This is a genomic window from Shinella pollutisoli, assembly GCF_024609765.1.
GTDB lineage: Bacteria > Pseudomonadota > Alphaproteobacteria > Rhizobiales > Rhizobiaceae > Shinella > Shinella pollutisoli.
In genome coordinates this window covers 1-17,555 of sequence record NZ_JANFDG010000006.1, presented here as the reverse complement: position 1 = coordinate 17,555, position 17,555 = coordinate 1, and the positions used below count along the sequence as shown (strand labels likewise).

The following is a 17,555-nucleotide window of genomic DNA, read 5'->3' as shown; positions in this document are numbered from 1 at the left end:
AGGCCTATGAGACGCCCCCATGAAGAAGATCGACGAAGAGGCGCTCGCCGACGCCTACAACCGCGCGCTTGCCCTGGAAAAGGCCGGCGATTTCGACGCCGCCGCCCGCGCCTATGCGGAGGTTCTCGCCATCGACCCCGAGGACCACGGCGGCGCGGCCGTCCGGCTCGCCTCGATGGGCCGCGGCGACACGCCGGAAAAGGCGCCCGACGCCTATGTCGCCACGCTCTTCGACCAGCATGCCGAGGTCTTCGACACCGTGCTGGTCGACCAGCTCGGCTACTGCGTGCCGCTGCTTCTGCGCCAGCGCCTGCAGGCGCTCGGCCTCGGCCCGTTCGCGCGCGTGCTCGACCTCGGCTGCGGCACGGGGCTCACCGGCGGGGCGCTGCGCGACATGGCCGACGACATCACCGGCGTCGACCTCTCGGAGAACATGGTCGAGGTCGCTCACGACAAGGACCTCTACGAGACGCTCTACGTCGCCGAGGCCGTCGACTTCCTCGACGACAACGAGGACGAGCCCTTCGACCTCGTCACCGCGACCGACGTGCTGCCCTATCTCGGCGCGCTGGAGCCGCTGTTCTTCGGCGCCGCCGACAATCTCGTGCCCGGCGGCCTCTTCGCCTTTTCCTCGGAGACGCTGCCCGAAGAGACCTTCGGCGGCCGCCCCTTCATGGTCGGCCCGCACCAGCGCTTCGCCCATGCCGCGGCCTATGTCCGCCAGCGCCTCGACGAGACCGGCTTCGACCTCGTGGAGATGACCGGCATCACCGTGCGCATGGAGGAAGGCGAGCCGATCGCCGGCCATCTGGTGATCGCGAAATATCGCGGCTGACAGACCCTCGGCTTGTAGAGAACACGGGACGCGTCCCGGTCTTGTTACCCCCCTCTGCCCTGCCGGCCATCTCCCCTCAAGGGGGGAGATCGGCAAGTGGCGGAAACCTCGCTCAAATTGCATCGCCCAAGACGGGCGAGACGGCGCTCCATCCGATCTCCCCCCTTGAGGGGGAGATGCCCGGCAGGGCAGAGGGGGGTATGACGGCGTAACATCCTTCCCGACACAACAACCCTTCCGACTCTGCCGCCGATCCGCTACACCTTCGCCATCGCATTGCAGGAGGTTACGGCATGGCAAAAGTCGCATTCATCGGTCTCGGCGTCATGGGCTATCCCATGGCGGGTCATCTGAAGGTCAAGGGCGGCCATGACGTCGCGGTCTACAACCGCACCTTCGCCAAGGCGGAGAAATGGGCCGCCGAATTCGGCGGCAAGGCGTTCCGCACGCCGGCGGAGGCCGCGAAGGACGCCGATTTCGTCTTCACCTGCGTCGGCAACGACGACGACCTGCGCTCGGTGACGGTCGCGAAGGGCGGCGTGCTGGAAGGCATGAAGCCCGGCGCGATCCTCGTCGACAACACCACCGCCTCGGCCGAGGTCGCCCGCGAGCTCGACGCGGCGGCGAAGGAGAAGGGCTGCGGCTTCGTCGACGCCCCGGTCTCCGGCGGCCAGGCGGGGGCGGAGAACGGCGTGCTCACCGTCATGTGCGGCGGCGACGAGGCGACGTTTGAAAAGGCGCGGCCGGTGATCGACGCCTATGCCCGCATGGTCGGCCTGATGGGCCCGGCGGGCGCCGGCCAGCTCACCAAGATGATCAACCAGATCTGCATCGCCGGCCTCGTCCAGGGCCTCGCAGAAGGCATCCATTTCGGCAAGAAGGCCGGCCTCGACATCGAGAAGGTGGTCGAGGTGATCTCCAAGGGGGCCGCCGGCTCCTGGCAGATGGAGAACCGCCACAAGACGATGAACGCCGGCAAATACGACCACGGCTTCGCCGTCGACTGGATGCGCAAGGACCTCGACATCGTGCTTTCCGAGGCCCGCCGCAACGGCGCCAAGCTCCCCGTCACCGCGCTGGTCGACCAGTTCTATGCCGACGTGCAGGAGATGGGCGGCAGCCGCTGGGACACGTCCTCGCTGCTGGCGCGGCTGGAACGCAGATGATCGGCCCCTCCTCCGGCGCCGGCGAGATCCTGGCGCATCTGCGCAGCCTGCGCTCGGAGGAGACCGTCGCCGGCATGGGGCGCTACGGCATCGTCACCGACACGGCGCTCGGCATTTCCAACCCGAATCTCGCCCGGATCGCCCGCACCGTCGGCAGGGACCATGCCCGCGCCTTCCGCCTCTGGGAGACGGACGTGCGCGAGGCGCGCATGCTCGCGCTCTACACGCTGGAGCCGAAAAAGCTGACGCCGGACGAGGCACGCCGCCTCGCCGGCGATTTCGATTCCTGGGAGATCGTCGACGGCGCGGCCGACATCTTCGTTTCGGCCGGCCTCACCGGGCTGATCGCCGAATTCGCGGAGGACGAGCGCGAATTCGTGCGGCGCACCGCCTTCGCGATGATCGCCGGCGCCGCCGTCCACCTGAAACAAGAACCGGACGCCACGCTGATCGGCTGGCTCGATCTCGTCGCGCGGCACGCGACCGACCCGCGCAACTTCGTCCGCAAGGCGGTCAACTGGGCGCTGCGCAACGTCGGCAAGCGCTCCCGTGCCTGTCACGCCCCGGCGCTGGCGCTCGCGCAAAAACTCGCCGGAAGCGAGGACCGCACCGCGCGCTGGATCGGCCGCGACGCGCTGCGCGCGCTGACGGACGAGAAGCGGATCGCCCGGATCAAACGCTGAGCGACGGCCTATTCCTCGCCGCTCTTCTGGTTGTCCACCACCATGTAGTCGAGCGGCAGCTCGGTCGTGTACTTGATCTGCTCCATGGCGAAGGCGGAGGAGACGTCGCGGATCTCGATGCGGGCGATCAGCCGCTTGTAGAAAGCGTCGTAGGCGGCGATGTCCGGCACGACGACGCGCAGCAGGTAGTCGACGTCGCCGCTCATGCGGTAGAACTCGACCACCTCGGGGAACTCGCCGACCACCTCGGAGAAGCGCTTCAGCCACTCGATCGAATGGGCATTGGTGCGGATCGACACGAAGACCGTGACGCGCGTGTTGACCTTGACCGGGTCGAGCAGCGCCACCCGCTTGCGGATGACGCCGTCCTCCTCCATCTTCTGGATGCGCCGCCAGCAGGGCGTGGTCGACAGGCCGACCTTCTTGGCGACGTCGGCGACGGCGAGGGTGGAATCTTCCTGCAGCAGGCGCAGGATCTTGCGGTCCAGGCGGTCCATGGGTCTCCTCACGAAATTTATTTTTCTCATATACCCGGAAAGACGGGAAATGAAAGAAATACGTTTCAGAAGGCCAGAGTTTTCACCCGCTTTCGCAGTTCCGGCAGCACTTCGTCGGCAAACCACGGATTGCGCTTCAGCCAGGCGGTGTTGCGCCAGCTCGGGTGGGGCAGCGCCAGCACGGCCGGCGGATCGTCGCCGAAAAGATGCCGGCGCCAGTCGCGCACCGTCTCCGTCATGCCCTTCGCCCGCGCGCTGCCGAGGTGCCAGGCCTGCGCGTACTGGCCGATCGCCAGCACCAGCTCGACCTGCGGCATGGCCGCCATCACCCGCGCCCGCCAGAGCGGCGCGCATTCGCGCCGGGGCGACAGGTCGCTGCCCTTGGCGTCGTAGCCGGGAAAGCAGAATCCCATCGGCACGATGGCGAATTTCGAGGGATCGTAGAACGCCTCGCGCGTCACGCCGAGCCAGTCGCGCAGCCGGTCGCCCGAGGCGTCGTTGAAGGGCAGGCCGCTCTCGTGCACCCTGAGCCCCGGCGCCTGCCCGGCGATCAGGATGCGCGCGGTGGCCGACAGCACCGCCACCGGCCGCGGCTCGTGCGGCAGCGGGTCCCCGCGCGCCGGCGCGTCGCGACAGAGGCGGCAGGCGGCGATGGCGGCGCTCAGCGCGGCGATGTCCTCCGTCATGGCGTCCGTCCGTTCATTCCAGCCCGAGGACCCCGCGCATCCTGTCGAGGACTCCCGGCTCCGCCGGGTGCCGCTCCTCGGAGGGCCGGCCGGTGAGGCGGCGCCAGTCCTGCGGCCGCTCGAACTCGGCACCCCACAGCCCGCCGCGCTCGGCCTGCGCCAGCGCCTCCTCCTCCTCGTAGCCGCCATAGGCGACGGCGAGCCCCTCGCGCACCAGCCGTGCACCGAGGTCGCCGCCGGCCGTCGTGCAGCGGGCGAGCATGCGGCCGTAGCGGTCGTTGCGCCGCGCCTCGCAGGTGACGGGCCCTGCCCGCAGCAACTCGCCGAGCCGGCCGCGCGCGGCCGCCCCGCAGCGCCATTCGGCGCCGTCGCGCCGGCAGGTCTGCGCCAGCTCCGGCGCGTCGATGCCGACGAGGCGGATGCGGTGGCGGCCGAGCGTCAGCGTGTCGCCGTCGACGGCGCGCGCGATGCCCGTCACCGCCTCGCCCTGCCCGCCGGAGACGCGCAGCACGACGAGCCCGGTCAGCGCCAGGATGGCGATGGCGACACCGGCGTCGCGGGCGCGCCTCGAAAGGCCCATGGCATCGGTCCTCGGAAAACATCGGAATGGTTCGCGAATGGTTTATTCGCGGCAGCATCTTCTTAAGGATTCCACCCTAGAATTCAACGGTATCGCAACCGTTGCAATCCGTGATGAGTACCGGCGTCAGTACCTCGACCGACAAGATCATCGTCGACAAGTCGCGCAGCCACAGGAACAAGGCTGTCTCGCGCGCCGTCCGTGCGACCCGCGACCGCCTGCAGACCGCCACGGGGATCTCGCCCGGCTTCGAGCGCGAGATGCTGCAGCTCCACATCGCCTCCGCCGTCCAGAGCGCGCTCGCCGTGCCGGTCGTGGTGCTGCTGGTGGCCGTCGTCGGCGTCTACCTGACGCAGGAGACCGGGCTCGTCGCCTGGGCGATCCTGGCGCTCAGCGTCCACGCGCTCGGGCTCATCGTCACGCGCCGCGCCCGCGGCCAGGAGATCACCCCCGACAACGCCCGCCGCTGGCAGCGCCGCTTCATCGCCGCGCAGGTCGGCATGGGCCTCGCCTGGGCGGTCTTCGCGGTGCAGAGCTGCGACGCCTGCACCGGCTCGACCTTCGAGCTCTACAAGGGCTCGGCGCTGCTCGTCGCGCTCGCCGTGACCGCGATGGGCACGCTGATGCTGCGCCACGCCGTGCTCTACGCCTTCGCGCCGACGGTGGCGGCGCTCGCCGCCGTCGCGGTGCTGCGGCCCGACCCGGCGGCGATCGGCATGGCGGCGATCGTCGCCGCCGCGCTGATCTTCCTCGTCTTCATGACCCACCGCCTGCGCCACACCAGCGCCCAGCTCCTCTCCTCGCAGTCGGAGAAGGACGACCTGATCGCCGAGCTGGAGGTCGCCAAGTCCATGTCCGACGAGGCGCGCCGGCGCGCGGAGGAGGCGAACCTCGCCAAGTCGCGCTTCCTCGCCTCCATGTCGCACGAGCTGCGCACGCCGCTCAACGCCATCCTCGGCTTCTCCGAGGTGATGTCGACGGAGGTGCTCGGCCCGCTCGACAACCCGACCTACAAGGAATACACGACCGACATCCACCGCTCCGGCCAGCATCTCCTCAACCTCATCAACGAGATACTCGACCTCTCGCGCATCGAGGCCGGCAAGTACGACCTGTCGGAGGAGACGGTGAGCCTCGTCGACATCGCCGACGACTGCATCGGCATGGTGCAGCTGCGCGCGCGCCAGAAGAACATCGCCATCACCCAGCAGTTCGAGACCGGCATGCCGGCGCTCTGGGCCGACGAGAAGGCGCTGCGCCAGGTCGTGCTGAACCTGCTGTCGAACGCCGTCAAGTTCACCCCGCAGGGCGGCGAGATCCTCGTCAAGGCGGGCTGGACGGCCGGCGGCGGGCAATATGTCTCGATCAGGGACAACGGCCCCGGCATCCCCGAGGACGAGATCCCCGTCGTGCTCTCCGCCTTCGGCCAGGGCTCGATCGCCATCAAGAGCGCCGAGCAGGGCACCGGCCTCGGCCTGCCGATCGTCCAGGCCATCCTCGCCAAGCACAACGGCGAGTTCATCCTCAAATCGAAGCTGCGCGAGGGCACCGAGGCGATCGCCATCCTGCCCGCCAAGCGCGTGCTGCAGAGCCTGCCCGCCGTCGAGGAGACCCGGGCGGTCAAGCCGCGCAGGAAGAGCTTCGCCTGATCCCTTGTCATTGGAAGAATAGCGAGACGATCACCACATAGGCGGCCCAGCCGCCGTTGGCGAGGATCATGCAGAAGCAGGCGAAGGAGCCGAGGTCCTTGGCGTGCCGCGCCATGTCGGAGATCTCCGGCGAAAGCCGGTCGACGATCTCCTCGATCGCCGTGTTGATCGCCTCGAAGGCCATCATCAGCAGGAACAGCAGGGTCATCGCCGCATAGTGCAGCGCGGTTGCGCCGACGAGCGCGAAGACGGCGAGCGTCGCGAGGAAGGCCGCGACCTCCTGGCGGAAGGCCGCCTCGCCGATCAGCCGCCGCGCGCCGCCGGCCGAATAGGTGGCGGCGGCCAGGAAATGCCTGAAGCCGGTCTTCTTGCGGATCGGTCCCTCCTGCATCGGTGCCGCCCGCTCACGCCTGGTTGCTGACGCCGGCCTGCGCGAAGGTCGCCATGCCGGAATGGCAGGCCGCCGCCGCCTTGACGATGCCGGCGGCAAGTGCGGCCCCCGTGCCCTCGCCGAGCCGCATGCCGAGGGCGAGCAGCGGCGTCTTGCCGAGCTTCTCGATCGATTTCAGGTGGCCGGGCTCGGCCGAGACGTGGCCGATCAGGCAATGGTCGAGGGCGGACGGATTGGCGGCGCGCAGGACCGCGCCCGCCGCAGTCGCCACGTAGCCGTCGATGATGACGGGGATCTTCTGCATGCGCGCGGCCAGGATCGCGCCGGCCATGGCCGCGAGCTCGCGCCCGCCGAGCCGGCGCAGCACCTCCAGCGGGTCGGCGAGATGCGCGCGGTGAAGCGCCACCGCCTTCTCGACGGCGGCGATCTTGCGCTCCAGGAGCGGGCCGGTGGAGCCGGTGCCGGGCCCGACCCACTCCTCGGCCGTGCCGCCGTAGAGCGCGAGGTTGATCGCCGCGGCGATCGTCGTGTTGCCGATGCCCATCTCGCCGATGCAGAGCAGATCCGTGCCGCCGGCCACCGCCTCCATGCCGAAGGCCATGGTCGCCGCGCAGTCGCGCTCCGACAGCGCCGGCGCCTCGGTGATGTCGGCGGTCGGATAGTCGAGCGCGAGGTCGAAGACCTTGAGGCCGAGGTCGTGGGCGATGCAGATCTGGTTGATCGCCGCACCGCCGGCGGCGAAATTCTCCACCATCTGCGCCGTCACCGACGGCGGGAAGGGCGTGATGGCCTGCTTGGTGACGCCGTGGTTGCCGGCGAAGATGGCGACGAGCGGGCGCGTGACGGCGGGCTTGCGCCCGGTCCAGGCGGCGAGCCAGAAGGCGATCTCCTCCAGCCGGCCGAGCGCGCCCGGCGGCTTGGTGAGCTCGGCGTCGCGCGCGCGCGCGGCCGAAAGCGCCGCCGAATCCGGCCCCGGCAGGTTGCGCAGCAATTCACGGAAGTCATCGAACGGCAGGCCGCTGGCACTCATCTTGGGGAATTCCTCGGGTTCGGGCTTTCAAAGGCAGGCATTTGGTGTCTCCTAATAGAGGCCGGGCGCGAGTCCGACAACCGCATTTGCGCCATGCGATGTCGGATGCCTCCCGCCCGCCTTGCCCTCCCCTCGGCGGGGAAGGCCCGGGCGGGCGGCCCGGACCCGTGCACGCCGGCGGATCGCACCACCCGCCACGTCGCGGCGGCCTCCCCGTCGGGGAGCGGACGACGCGGCGAAGGCACCCGCCATCGCGCGACATCAGAAGGACCCTCGAACGTGGACATCCCCTCTTTCATCGACGACACCGCCCGCTCCGTCGCCTTCCTGTCGCGCCTGCCGGTGCCGGAGCGCCATTTCGCCGGCCATGACGGGCGGCTGAGCCGGGCGGTGCGCGCCTTCCCGCTCGCCGGCGCGCTGATCGCGCTGCCGGCCGCGGCCTTTGCCGCGATCCTCGCCGCCGTCGGTGCCCCGCCGGCCCTCCTCGCCTTCGCCACGCTCGCGCTCGCCACGCTCGTCACCGGCGCGCTGCACGAGGACGGCCTCTCCGACAGCGCCGACGGCATCGGCGGCGGCAGGGACCGGGAGGGCGCGCTCGCCATCATGAAGGACAGCCGTGCCGGCGCCTACGGCGTCGTCGCGCTCGTGCTCTCCTTCGGCCTGCGCGCCGCCGCCATCGCCGGGCTCGCGGCGGCGCTCACGCCGTCCGGCCTCGGCATGGCGCTCGTCGCCGTCGCGGCGGCGAGCCGCACGGCGATGGTCTGGCACTGGTCGCTGCTGCCGCCGGCCCGCCGTGACGGCGTGGCCGCCTCCGTCGGCGAGCCGCAGCCGGCGGCGACGCGTCTGGCGCTCGCTTCCGGCACGGCGCTCGCCGTCGTCCTGCTCCTGCCGCATGCCACGCTGTTTTCGCTCGTGCTCGCGCTCGCCGGCGCGCTCGCCGCCGTCCTCGGCTTCAACCGCGTCGTGATGGGCAAGATCGGCGGCCATACCGGCGACACGATCGGCGCCACCCAGCAGCTCGCCGAGGCGGCCCTGCTCTTCGCCCTTGCGCTGACGCTCTGACGCGCCGATATAGAGCACGTCCGGCAAATCTTGCATGAGGACGAAAGGAAGGAAAGCGGCGGCGTCATGGAATCCCCCTGCATCCTCGTCTGTTCCATCGACATGGTGACCGGCTACTGTTTCGGCTGCGGCCGCACGCGCGACGAGATCGGCGCCTGGACGCTCTACACGTCCGACGAGCGGAGGGCGATCATGGCCGAGCTTCCCGCCCGCCTCGCCACCGTCGAGCGCAAGCCCCGGCGCGAGACCCGCCGCGCCCGCATGGCGCGGGAGCGCGGCGAGGCATGAGGTTCTATCTGCTTCTTGCCATCCTCGGCGCCGGCCTCGCCCTGCTCGTGCTCAACCACGAGGGCGGTCGCACGCTCGGCATGGACAACGACGATTTCGGCCGCCTCGTGCAGCTTTCCGCGATCGCCGCGCTGATCGGCAGCGGCCTCCTCGTCGCCGGCCGCCGCGGCCTCGGCGAGACGGCCCGGCAGGCCGCCCTCTGGCTGGTGATCATCCTCGCGCTCGCCGCCGGCTATCTCTACCGCGCCGACCTGCAGGATTTCGCCGGCCGCATGACGGCGGGCCTCGTGCCCGGCCGCGCCACGGTGACGAGCGGGGCCGACGGCAGCAGCATCCTCGTCGTCCACAAGGGCCTCGGCGGCCATTTCCAGGCCGACGCCGCGATCGACGGCACGGTGCTGCGCATGCTGGTCGACACCGGCGCCAGCGCCGTCGTCCTCTCGCAGGAGGATGCCGCCCGCGTCGGCATCGACCTGTCCGGCCTCACCTATTCGATTTCCGTCTCCACCGCCAACGGCCGCGCCCGCGCCGCCCCGGTCCGTCTCGGCGAGGTGGCGATCGGCCCGATCGTGCGGCGCAACGTCCGCGCCATGGTGGCCGAGGAAGGCCGGCTCGACCAGAGCCTGCTCGGCATGAGCTTCCTGGAGACATTGGGCGCGATCGAGATCACCCGCGACGAGCTGCGGCTGAGGGATTAGAGCAATTCCAGCAAAAGTGCGTAGCGGTTTTGCGTCCGCAATTGCGTGGAAACAAAGAGACGGAGCGGACCCGCCGGCGGCCGGATTAACCTTGACGATCGATCGCGCATGACAGCGGCCGGAATATAACCTAGCAATAAAGCATTAAGGATATCGGCGCGGGATATCGAAGTGCTTCTTCAATTCGTTTCATACAATCTGATAGGGCTGCTGAACACCTTAATACACTGGATAATATTTCTTATTTTATTAAAATTCTACGGTTTCAGCCAGGCCGCCTCCAATATAGCGGCATTCGCCTTCGCGGTGACGTTCAGCTACTTCGCGAATGCGGCATTCACCTTCAAGTCCAGGATGCGCGTCGGCCGGTATGCCCTGTTCATCGCGATTTTGGGGGGACTGGCGGCGGCGACCGGCGCGATCTCGGAGCGGTACGATCTCCCGCCTCTCGTGACGCTGGTCGTGTTCTCGTCCGTCAGCCTCGCAGTTGGTTTCATCACCTCGAAATTTCTCGTCTTCGGAGCCGAAAAATGAAAATCTCGCTGGTCGTGCCGGTCTTCAACGAGCAGGAGGCGATCCCGGTCTTTTACGAGCGCGTGCGCGGCTTTGCGCCCTTGCACGACCACGAGGTCGAGATCGTCTTCGTCAACGACGGCAGCCGGGACGAGACGCTCGCGATCATCGACCGGCTCGCCCATGTCGACCCCCTCGTGGTGGCCGTCGACCTCACCCGCAACTTCGGCAAGGAGGCGGCGCTCTTCGCCGGGCTGGAGATCGCCGGCGGCGACGCCGTGATCCCGATCGACGTCGACCTGCAGGACCCGATCGAGGTCATTCCGCTGATGATCGGCCGCTGGCTCGCCGGCGCCGACGTCGTTCTCGGCAAGCGCCGCGAACGGAGCTCGGACAGCCGGCTGAAGCGGGGCACCGCGTCGCTGTTCTACAAGTTCCACAACGCCATCAGCCATCCGCGCATCGAGGAGAACGTCGGCGACTTCAGGCTCCTGTCGAGGCAGACCGTGGAGTGCATCAAGCAGATGCCCGAGCGGAACATCTTCATGAAGGGCATCCTCTCCTGGGTCGGCGGCAGGACGGAGATCGTCGAATATTCGCGCCCGGCGCGCGTGGCCGGGGCCAGCAAGTTCAACGGCTGGAAACTGTGGAACCTGGCGCTGGAAGGCATCACCAGCTTCTCCACCCTGCCGCTGCGCATCTGGACCTATATCGGTCTTTCGATCTCCCTGGTCAGCATCGCCTATGCCTTCTGGATGGCCGCCGACAAGCTGGTCAACGGCAATCCGGTGCCCGGCTATCCCTCGCTGATCACCGCGATCCTGTTCCTCGGCGGCGTGCAGATCATCGGCATCGGCGTAATCGGCGAATATATCGGCCGCATCTACATCGAGAGCAAGCGCAGGCCCCGCTACCTGATCCGCGAGGTCATCGGCTGCCAGGACATCCAGCCGGCCCGCCGGAACGCCTCCAAGAGGCATCTGCGTCCGGTCGAAATCGCACGCTGACACCCTCGCAACCGGGAAACCCGCCGTGCCCACGATCCTCTGCCAGTTCGCCCGCGGCCGGCTTTTCGCCACGTGGCTCTGCCTCGCGCTCGCGCTCTATTTCGCGGCCCAGTTCAACGCGCCCCTCAAGGACCACGACCCGCTGATCTATGTCCTCGTCGGGAAGGGCATCTACCAGCACGGGCTCCTGCCGTACGATTTCGCGTTCGACCACAAGCCGCTGCTGATCTACTTCTTCTACGGCCTCCTTTCCTTCCTGGACGTGCACCTCTACGTCTTCCAGGCCGCATCGGCCGTCCTGCTCGCCCTCAGCGCGCTCCTCGTCTGGCGCCTGTTTCTCGACCGCTCCCTCGGCCTGCCGCTCGTCCTGTTCGTCGTCGCCGCCTTCGCCGTCGGCAGCGTCGGCTACAGCGGCAATTCCGAGCTTCTCTTCGTCCCCTTCGAGCTCGTCGCCATCCATTTCGCGCTCCGCTCCCGGGACCGCTCCGGATACCTCCTGCTTTCCGCCATGGCCGCGGTCGCGGCCTTCAACATCAACTACGTCTGCGGCGTCGCGCTGTTTCCGGCGCTCGTCTTCTCCCTCTGGACGTCGTTGCGGTCGGTCCCCGCCTTCGCCGCCCGGCTGGCCGCCTACGGCCTCGCCTGCATCCTCCTGATGGGCGCCCTGCTTCTCGCCGCCTTCATCGGCGGAATGGACGTGGCGCGGTACTTCGATCTGCAGCGGCGCTTCCTGACGGGCTATGCGAGCGAGACGGGCGCGCCGGACGCGGTCTACCTCGCCAAGCTCGCCATCCTGGCCGCGCCCGGGCTCCTCGCGCTGTTTCCGGTCTTCGAGCCGGCAAGACGCGACGCGGCCAGGGCGCTGGCGCTGCTCCTGCTCGGATCGGCCGCGACGCTCTTCCTCAGCGGCAAGTTCTTCCCGCACTATCTCTACACGCTCGCCGCACCGGCCGCCGTCATCGTCCTGATGGTGGATTACCGGTCGAACCTGCGGTACGGGCTTCTCTGCGTCGCCGTCACCCTCGTATCCCTCGCCTATGTCGCGAAATTCGTCTCCTATCGCGGCGGCGAGGCCTATGTGATGGACGACTTTCTGCGACCCTACCTGCAGATCTCGGACATCGTCGGCACGGAGAAGGTGATGTCGATGCGCGCGCCGATCGAGCCTCTCTACTATTCCGGCGCGACCCCGTTCCAGCCGCTGGTCTGGATGGACCATGCGGAAATCATCCACGGCGCGGGAGAGGACGGCTACTACCGCGCCCGGCTGGCGGAGGCGCCGGCCTTCGTCATGACCGATGACGGCTGGTGCGCGGCCGGCGGGCGGGACTGGGCGTCCTGCGAGGCGCTCGCCGACGGCTACGCCCGGGTGCTGCGCTCCGCCGGCGACGGAGGACTGCAGACGGGCTACGAGCTCTACCGGCGCAACGCGCAGCCGGCCGGAGCCGAATAGGCAGCTCAGTTCTTCAGCTTGTAGCCGGTCTTGAAGATCCAGGCCGTGATGGCAAGACAGACGGCGAGGAAGGCGAGCACCGTCAGGAAGCTCACCACCGGGCTCACGTCGGCGATCTCGTAGAAGCTCCAGCGGAAGCCGGAGACGAGGTAGAGCACCGGGTTGAAATGGCTCACCGCCTGCCAGAAGGGCGGCAGCATGCTGATCGAGTAGAAGCTGCCGCCGAGGAAGACGAGCGGCGGGATGATCAGCATCGGGAACAGGTTGAGCTGCTCGAAGTCCTTCGCCCAGATGCCGATCATGAAGCCGAACAGGCTGAAGCTCACCGCCGTCAGCACGAAGAACAGCACCATCACGAACGGGTGCGCGATCGAGATGTCGACGAAGAACGAGGCCGTGGCGAGGATGATCGCGCCGACGATCAGCCCCTTGGTCGCCGCCGCGCCGACATAGCCGATGACGATCTCGATCATCGACACCGGCGCCGACAGGATCTCGTAGATCGTGCCCGTGAACTTCGGGAAGTAGATGCCGAAGGAGCCGTTGCCGATGCACTGGTTGAGCAGCGTCAGCATGATCAGGCCCGGCGCGATGAAGGCGCCGTAGGAGACGCCCTCGACCTCCTGCATGCGCGAGCCGATCGCCGCGCCGAAGACGACGAAGTAGAGCGAGGTCGTGATGACCGGCGAGACGACGCTCTGCAGCAGCGTGCGGCGCATGCGCGCCATCTCGAACATGTAGATGGACCGGATCGCCTCGAGGTTCATTTGCCTTCTCCCACCAGCGCCACGAAAATATCCTCAAGCGAGCTCTGCTCGGTGGAGACGTCCCTGACCCGGAGCCCCGCCTGCGACAGCGCCGACAGCAGCGAGGCGATGCCGGTGCGCTCGCCCGCCCTGTCGAACTCGTAGACGAGCCGCGTGCCGTCGTCGCGCAGCGCGACGCCGTAGGGCGACAGCGCCTCCGGCACGGCCGCCACCGGCTCGGCGAGCTCGACGGTCAGCTGCTTGCGGCCGAGCTTGGCCATCAGCGCCCTCTTGTCCTCGACCAGCAGGATCTCGCCGTGGTTGATGACGCCGATGCGGTCGGCGATCTCCTCGGCCTCCTCGATATAGTGGGTCGTCAGGATGATCGTGACGCCGGAGGCGCGCAGCCGCTCCACGAGCTGCCACATGTCCTTGCGCAGCGAGACGTCGACGCCCGCCGTCGGCTCGTCGAGGAACAGCACCTTCGGCTCGTAGGAGAGCGCCTTGGCGATCAGCACGCGCCGGCGCATGCCGCCGGACAGGTGCCGCAGCATCGTGTCCTTCTTGTCGTAAAGCGAGAGGTCGCGCAGGATCCTCTCGATCAGCGCCGGGTCCGGCCGGCAGCCGTGCAGGCCGCGCGAGAAGGCGACGGTGTTCCACACCGTCTCGAAGGCGTCGAGCGTCAGCTCCTGCGGCACGAGGCCGATGATCGAGCGCGTCTTGCGGAAGTCGCGGATCACGTCGTTGCCGGCCACCGTCACCGTGCCGCCGCTCGGCGTGACGATGCCGCAGACGATGGAGATCATCGTCGTCTTGCCGGCGCCGTTCGGCCCGAGCAGCGCGAGGATCTCGCCCTCCTCGATGTCGAGGTCGACGCCCTTCAGCGCCGTGAAGCCCGTGGCGTAGCTTTTCGTGAGGTTGCGGATGGAGACGATGGGCGCCATGGGACGGGTCCAAAATTGAGGAAAGTCATGCGGAAGGACACCCTATATGGTCCATCCCGCCGGCGATTGCACCCTTCCCCGCAGAAAAAGCTCAGGCATAGATGCTGACGAGGAAGCGGATCGACACGAAGATCAGGAAGACGCCGAAGCCGACCTCCAGTTGCCGCTTGCTCAGCGCATGCGCGAGCCGCACGCCCCAGGGCGTGACGACGAGCGCGATCGGGATGATCAGCGCCACGGCCGCCCAGTTGATGAAGCCGGTCGAGAACGGCGGCAGGCCGGCAAGCCCCCAGCCGGCCCAGATATAGCCGAAGATGCCGGGGATCGAGATCAGCACGCCGACGCCCGACGAGGTCGCCACCGCCTGGTGGATCGGCCGGCCGAAGGCGGTCATGTAGGTGTTGTTGAGCACGCCGCCGCCGATGCCCATCAGCCCGGAGAGCGTGCCGATGACGACGCCGGCGGCCTGGTTGGCGAGACCGGTCGGCAAATGGTCGCCGACGCGCCAGTGGTCGCGGTTGAACAGCATGCGCAACGCCACGAGAAGCGCGACGGCGACGAAGACGAGGCGCAGGCCCACGCTGGAGATCATCGCCGCGATCACCGAGGCGAGGATCGCGCCCGCCGGCAGCGCCACGATCCAGCTCTTCAGCAGGCCGGTGTCGACGGCGCCGCGCTGGCGGTGCGCGGTGAAGGAGCGCAGCGAGGTCGGCACGATGATGGCGATCGAGGTGCCGACGGACAGATGCATGCGCACCGCCTCCGGCACGTCGAGATAGCCGAACACCTGGTAGAACACCGGCACGAGGATCGCCCCGCCGCCGATGCCGAAGATGCCGGCGAGCAGGCCGGAGACGACGCCCGCGGCGGCAAGCGCGAGCGCGAACAGGACGAGATCGGCGACGGGCGGCATGGGAACTCCGGAAGGCGGGCGACTCGCGAGGAATTTCGCGGGGGCGCGCGGCAACTGTCATCAAACCGCGGCCGATTTCAACCGGCGATCACAGAAGCGCCGTCACGCGCCGCTGCAGATAGGCCGCCGTCGCCCGCACCGCGGCCTGCCGGTCCGCCCGCTCGTCCGCGGTCCCGCCGAGATAGGCCGCGCGCGCGGCGGCCAGCGTCTCCGCCTCGCCGGCCGGCATCCGCGCCGCCGCCCACGCCGCGGCGTCGCCCTTGGCGACGAAGGCGCCCGTCTCGGCGGTCCGCCACATCCGCGCGAGCGTCAGCAGCACGTTGCGCGCGTCGTCCTCGAGGCCGGCGAGAAGCGCGGGAAGCGCGTCGCGCATCGCCCGGCGGACCTGCCCGGCCGGGATGTCCGGCAGGAGCGTTCCGGCCGCAGGGCCGATCAGCGGCCGGGCCTGCCGCCGCGCCTGCGCCAGCACGAGCGTGTTTTCCGGATCGCGAACGGGCACGGGACGCTGCCCGGCCGCGAAGGCCTGCCGCAGCCATTCGCCGTAGAGGAACTCGACGCGCGCCGGATAATCCGCCGCCGCGAGGTCCGCCGTCAGGAACACCATCACCTCGATGCAGCGCGGGCCGCCGCGCGGGGCGGGATGGCGGCCGGAAAGCCGCAGCAGGGCGGAAAGAAGGCTTTCGCGCTCGGCCTCCGCCATGGGCCGGTCGAGGACGGCGAGGAGGTCGACGTCGCTGCCGGGCCGCAGCCCGCCGGAGACGGCGGAGCCGTGCAGGTAGACTGCGCGCAGCGCATCGCCGAACAGGCCGCGCAGGGTTTCCGACGCGGCCTGCGCCTGCTCGGGAATCTCCCCTGCCCCGTCTACAGGCTGCAATGCCGGTATCCCGACTTGCGCACCCTCAGGTCGAAGTGGAAATGGTCCTTGTGGTAGCGGTCGCTGCCGGGACCGAGCACGGTGGAGAAATACTTGCAGCTGTCGCCGCGCACCGACTTCAGGAGGCCCTTCTCGCGGAAGGCGAAGAAGCCCTTGGGCTCGATGGCGATGGCCTTGCCGTTCTTCAGCACGATCTTGCCGACGTCGATGGCGTTGCCCCTGGCATGCTCCGACATGGCCGCACCGCGGCGCGAGTTCATGGTCCGGCAGGAATAGGACGACATCTGGTGGATGGCGCCGACGCCGGAGAGATAGCGCAGCCGCGTCGCCGGCACGAGCTCCTGCTTCACCCAGCGCGCGAAGGCCTCCGTGATCTGGCAGTTCACCTGCGCCGCCGGCTTGATCCTGATGCCGCCCGACAGGCCGGAGAGCTCCACCGGCCAGTCGATGCCGCAGGATTTCCCGCGCGCGATGCGCGGCACGTCGCGAAACACCACGCCGAGCTGGCGCAGCCGCTGCCGGCAGGCCTTTTCCGACGCCGGCATGCCGCCCATGCCCTCGGGCACCTGCATCGGGTCGGAAAGGCGCGGGATGAAGGCGACCTGCTCGCCGCCGCCCCCCGCCTTGTCCGGAACGCGCAGGTAGCCCTCGCTTCCCGCCTCGGTCATCGGGATGGAGACCGGCTCGCCGACCTGGCGCGGCGTGTCGGTGCCGATGCCATCGACCACGACCTGCGTCGCGCCGCCCTCGGCGATCTCCTCGGCCTCAGCCTCGGCGAGGCCCTGCACGCGGCCGACACCGAGCCCCTCGTCCATGTTCACCCCGCCCTCCGGCACGGCGAGCACGCCCATCGAGGCCTGCACCGGCTCGCCGATCCCCATCGCCTCGTCGCTGTCGATCCGCGGCAGCGGCTGGCTCTCGGCCGGCCGGGCGTCCGCCGTCCGGGCGACGGCCGTCTCGCGCACCGGCTGGATCGCGCCGACGCCCGCGCCGTCGATGTCGTCGGGCGGGATCATGCCGCCGGAGCAGGTGGAAAGCAGGAAGGGCAGCGCGAGCAGCCCGAGCGGCCTCAACAGACGAGGAACAGACGCAATACCCATTGTCACTTCCGCTTCCGGCCGGGAGATCCGGCGCGATGTGCCGCCATGGTGCACGCCGCATCCGGCCGCATTCGGACCGCGCCGGGCGCCTGCACGGCCTTTCGGCCATGGCCTTGCAAATACGGAGGAATTTACGGGAACAAGGTAAACGAACGGTTGTCGCCCGGCCCGCCGGTGCGGGGAAGGATGGCGCGCGGGATGCCACGCCCCTCATCCGCCTGCCGGCACCTTCTCCCCGCGGGCAGGGAGAAGGAAACCTGCCGTACCGTTTCCCTCGATCCTCAACGCGCATGCAAGGCAGGTCCCCTCTCCCCGCTTGCGGAGGGAGGGTTAGGGCGAGGGGCAAGGAAAGGCCCCGGCGCTTGCCGCGCCGGGGCCTTATACATTGGAAGGCCGGAACATCGGTTACGATGTTCCGGCCTCTTGTCATTGTGGTGGTT

The 17,555-nt window shown here is 68.9% G+C and carries 20 protein-coding genes; 10 read left to right on the top strand and 10 right to left on the bottom strand.

Going from position 1 to position 17,555, the window contains the following annotated elements; all coding sequences use genetic code 11:
- Positions 1-19 precede the first annotated feature (19 nt).
- From NNZ72_RS06475 to NNZ72_RS06465, 3 genes are all read left to right on the top strand, one after another.
- The gene (locus NNZ72_RS06475) at positions 20-835 is read left to right on the top strand and encodes a class I SAM-dependent methyltransferase (RefSeq protein WP_257314284.1); all 816 of its coding nucleotides are present in this window, start codon (positions 20-22) and stop codon (positions 833-835) included.
- 275 nt (positions 836-1,110) lie between these two features.
- Positions 1,111-2,001 (top strand): NAD(P)-dependent oxidoreductase, encoded by an 891-nt coding sequence (locus NNZ72_RS06470; protein ID WP_257314535.1) that lies wholly within the window; start codon positions 1,111-1,113, stop codon positions 1,999-2,001.
- Positions 1,998-2,684: a DNA alkylation repair protein gene (locus NNZ72_RS06465; RefSeq protein ID WP_257314282.1), complete on the top strand. Its 687-nt coding sequence runs from the start codon at positions 1,998-2,000 to the stop codon at positions 2,682-2,684. Before NNZ72_RS06470 ends, NNZ72_RS06465 begins: the two co-directional genes overlap by 4 nt.
- Positions 2,685-2,692: 8 nt before the next feature.
- On the opposite strand, the gene NNZ72_RS06460 is transcribed toward NNZ72_RS06465, so the two are convergent.
- The 3 genes from NNZ72_RS06460 to NNZ72_RS06450 all read right to left on the bottom strand — a co-directional run bounded on the left by NNZ72_RS06460 (position 2,693) and on the right by NNZ72_RS06450 (position 4,447).
- On the bottom strand, positions 2,693-3,181 hold the full coding sequence (locus NNZ72_RS06460) for an Lrp/AsnC family transcriptional regulator (RefSeq protein WP_257314281.1): 489 nt from the start codon (positions 3,179-3,181) through the stop codon (positions 2,693-2,695).
- 65 nt (positions 3,182-3,246) lie between these two features.
- Positions 3,247-3,867 (bottom strand): uracil-DNA glycosylase family protein, encoded by a 621-nt coding sequence (locus NNZ72_RS06455; protein ID WP_257314277.1) that lies wholly within the window; start codon positions 3,865-3,867, stop codon positions 3,247-3,249.
- A 13-nt stretch (positions 3,868-3,880) separates the two neighbouring features.
- A complete protein-coding gene (locus NNZ72_RS06450) occupies positions 3,881-4,447 on the bottom strand; it encodes a thermonuclease family protein (protein ID WP_257314275.1) in 567 nt (188 codons plus the stop codon).
- 113 nt (positions 4,448-4,560) lie between these two features.
- On the opposite strand from NNZ72_RS06450, the gene NNZ72_RS06445 reads away from it, so the two are divergent.
- Positions 4,561-6,096: a sensor histidine kinase gene (locus NNZ72_RS06445; protein ID WP_257314272.1), complete on the top strand. Its 1,536-nt coding sequence runs from the start codon at positions 4,561-4,563 to the stop codon at positions 6,094-6,096.
- Positions 6,097-6,103: 7 nt separating this feature from the next.
- Here NNZ72_RS06445 and NNZ72_RS06440 read toward each other — a convergent pair whose 3' ends face one another.
- Together NNZ72_RS06440 and cobT are read right to left on the bottom strand one after the other, a co-directional pair.
- Positions 6,104-6,487 (bottom strand): diacylglycerol kinase, encoded by a 384-nt coding sequence (locus tag NNZ72_RS06440; protein WP_257314269.1) that lies wholly within the window; start codon positions 6,485-6,487, stop codon positions 6,104-6,106.
- A 13-nt stretch (positions 6,488-6,500) separates the two neighbouring features.
- Entirely contained in the window at positions 6,501-7,517 is a 1,017-nt protein-coding gene (gene cobT / locus NNZ72_RS06435; protein ID WP_257314265.1) for a nicotinate-nucleotide--dimethylbenzimidazole phosphoribosyltransferase, read from the bottom strand.
- Positions 7,518-7,796: 279 nt separating this feature from the next.
- Between cobT and NNZ72_RS06430 the strand changes: the two genes are divergently transcribed.
- From NNZ72_RS06430 to NNZ72_RS06405, 6 genes are all read left to right on the top strand, one after another.
- The gene (locus NNZ72_RS06430) at positions 7,797-8,579 is read left to right on the top strand and encodes an adenosylcobinamide-GDP ribazoletransferase (protein WP_257314262.1); all 783 of its coding nucleotides are present in this window, start codon (positions 7,797-7,799) and stop codon (positions 8,577-8,579) included.
- Between the two features lie 66 nt (positions 8,580-8,645).
- Positions 8,646-8,867 carry a DUF1289 domain-containing protein gene (locus NNZ72_RS06425; protein ID WP_257314260.1) on the top strand — a complete coding sequence of 74 codons (222 nt, stop codon included), beginning with the start codon at positions 8,646-8,648 and terminating at the stop codon, positions 8,865-8,867.
- The gene (locus NNZ72_RS06420) at positions 8,864-9,565 is read left to right on the top strand and encodes a TIGR02281 family clan AA aspartic protease (RefSeq protein ID WP_257314257.1); all 702 of its coding nucleotides are present in this window, start codon (positions 8,864-8,866) and stop codon (positions 9,563-9,565) included. The genes NNZ72_RS06425 and NNZ72_RS06420 overlap by 4 nt, the downstream gene beginning before the upstream one ends.
- A 171-nt stretch (positions 9,566-9,736) precedes the next feature.
- Positions 9,737-10,099 carry a GtrA family protein gene (locus NNZ72_RS06415; protein ID WP_257314254.1) on the top strand — a complete coding sequence of 121 codons (363 nt, stop codon included), beginning with the start codon at positions 9,737-9,739 and terminating at the stop codon, positions 10,097-10,099.
- Positions 10,096-11,085 (top strand): glycosyltransferase family 2 protein, encoded by a 990-nt coding sequence (locus tag NNZ72_RS06410; protein ID WP_257314251.1) that lies wholly within the window; start codon positions 10,096-10,098, stop codon positions 11,083-11,085. Before NNZ72_RS06415 ends, NNZ72_RS06410 begins: the two co-directional genes overlap by 4 nt.
- A gap of 25 nt (positions 11,086-11,110) precedes the next feature.
- Entirely contained in the window at positions 11,111-12,538 is a 1,428-nt protein-coding gene (locus tag NNZ72_RS06405; RefSeq protein WP_257314248.1) for a glycosyltransferase family protein, read from the top strand.
- A gap of 5 nt (positions 12,539-12,543) precedes the next feature.
- Here NNZ72_RS06405 and NNZ72_RS06400 read toward each other — a convergent pair whose 3' ends face one another.
- From NNZ72_RS06400 to NNZ72_RS06380, 5 genes are all read right to left on the bottom strand, one after another.
- Positions 12,544-13,305, bottom strand: coding sequence for an ABC transporter permease (locus tag NNZ72_RS06400; protein WP_257314246.1), 762 nt, complete (start codon positions 13,303-13,305; stop codon positions 12,544-12,546).
- Complete coding sequence (locus tag NNZ72_RS06395; protein WP_257314244.1) at positions 13,302-14,228, bottom strand: ABC transporter ATP-binding protein; 927 nt, start codon at positions 14,226-14,228, stop codon at positions 13,302-13,304. Before NNZ72_RS06395 ends, NNZ72_RS06400 begins: the two co-directional genes overlap by 4 nt.
- 91 nt (positions 14,229-14,319) lie before the next feature.
- The gene (locus NNZ72_RS06390) at positions 14,320-15,141 is read right to left on the bottom strand and encodes a sulfite exporter TauE/SafE family protein (protein ID WP_257314241.1); all 822 of its coding nucleotides are present in this window, start codon (positions 15,139-15,141) and stop codon (positions 14,320-14,322) included.
- A gap of 88 nt (positions 15,142-15,229) precedes the next feature.
- Positions 15,230-16,015 (bottom strand): aminoglycoside adenylyltransferase domain-containing protein, encoded by a 786-nt coding sequence (locus NNZ72_RS06385; protein ID WP_257314238.1) that lies wholly within the window; start codon positions 16,013-16,015, stop codon positions 15,230-15,232.
- Positions 16,003-17,115 (bottom strand): extensin-like domain-containing protein, encoded by a 1,113-nt coding sequence (locus NNZ72_RS06380; protein ID WP_257314237.1) that lies wholly within the window; start codon positions 17,113-17,115, stop codon positions 16,003-16,005. Before NNZ72_RS06380 ends, NNZ72_RS06385 begins: the two co-directional genes overlap by 13 nt.
- Positions 17,116-17,555: the final 440 nt, after the last annotated feature.

Excerpts from the sequence above, each read along its gene's own strand:
- NNZ72_RS06465 (WP_257314282.1), top strand. The coding sequence starts at position 1,998 with ATGATCGGCCCCTCCTCCGGCGCCGGCGAGATCCTGGCGCATCTGCGC.
- NNZ72_RS06445 (WP_257314272.1), top strand. The coding sequence starts at position 4,561 with ATGAGTACCGGCGTCAGTACCTCGACCGACAAGATCATCGTCGACAAG.
- NNZ72_RS06410 (WP_257314251.1), top strand. The coding sequence starts at position 10,096 with ATGAAAATCTCGCTGGTCGTGCCGGTCTTCAACGAGCAGGAGGCGATC.
- NNZ72_RS06395 (WP_257314244.1), bottom strand. The coding sequence starts at position 14,228 with ATGGCGCCCATCGTCTCCATCCGCAACCTCACGAAAAGCTACGCCACG.
- NNZ72_RS06425 (WP_257314260.1), top strand. The coding sequence starts at position 8,646 with ATGGAATCCCCCTGCATCCTCGTCTGTTCCATCGACATGGTGACCGGC.
- NNZ72_RS06440 (WP_257314269.1), bottom strand. The coding sequence starts at position 6,487 with ATGCAGGAGGGACCGATCCGCAAGAAGACCGGCTTCAGGCATTTCCTG.
- NNZ72_RS06455 (WP_257314277.1), bottom strand. The coding sequence starts at position 3,867 with ATGACGGAGGACATCGCCGCGCTGAGCGCCGCCATCGCCGCCTGCCGC.
- NNZ72_RS06450 (WP_257314275.1), bottom strand. The coding sequence starts at position 4,447 with ATGGGCCTTTCGAGGCGCGCCCGCGACGCCGGTGTCGCCATCGCCATC.
- cobT (WP_257314265.1), bottom strand. The coding sequence starts at position 7,517 with ATGAGTGCCAGCGGCCTGCCGTTCGATGACTTCCGTGAATTGCTGCGC.
- NNZ72_RS06380 (WP_257314237.1), bottom strand. The coding sequence starts at position 17,115 with ATGGGTATTGCGTCTGTTCCTCGTCTGTTGAGGCCGCTCGGGCTGCTC.
- NNZ72_RS06390 (WP_257314241.1), bottom strand. The coding sequence starts at position 15,141 with ATGCCGCCCGTCGCCGATCTCGTCCTGTTCGCGCTCGCGCTTGCCGCC.
- NNZ72_RS06400 (WP_257314246.1), bottom strand. The coding sequence starts at position 13,305 with ATGAACCTCGAGGCGATCCGGTCCATCTACATGTTCGAGATGGCGCGC.
- NNZ72_RS06475 (WP_257314284.1), top strand. The coding sequence starts at position 20 with ATGAAGAAGATCGACGAAGAGGCGCTCGCCGACGCCTACAACCGCGCG.
- NNZ72_RS06420 (WP_257314257.1), top strand. The coding sequence starts at position 8,864 with ATGAGGTTCTATCTGCTTCTTGCCATCCTCGGCGCCGGCCTCGCCCTG.
- NNZ72_RS06460 (WP_257314281.1), bottom strand. The coding sequence starts at position 3,181 with ATGGACCGCCTGGACCGCAAGATCCTGCGCCTGCTGCAGGAAGATTCC.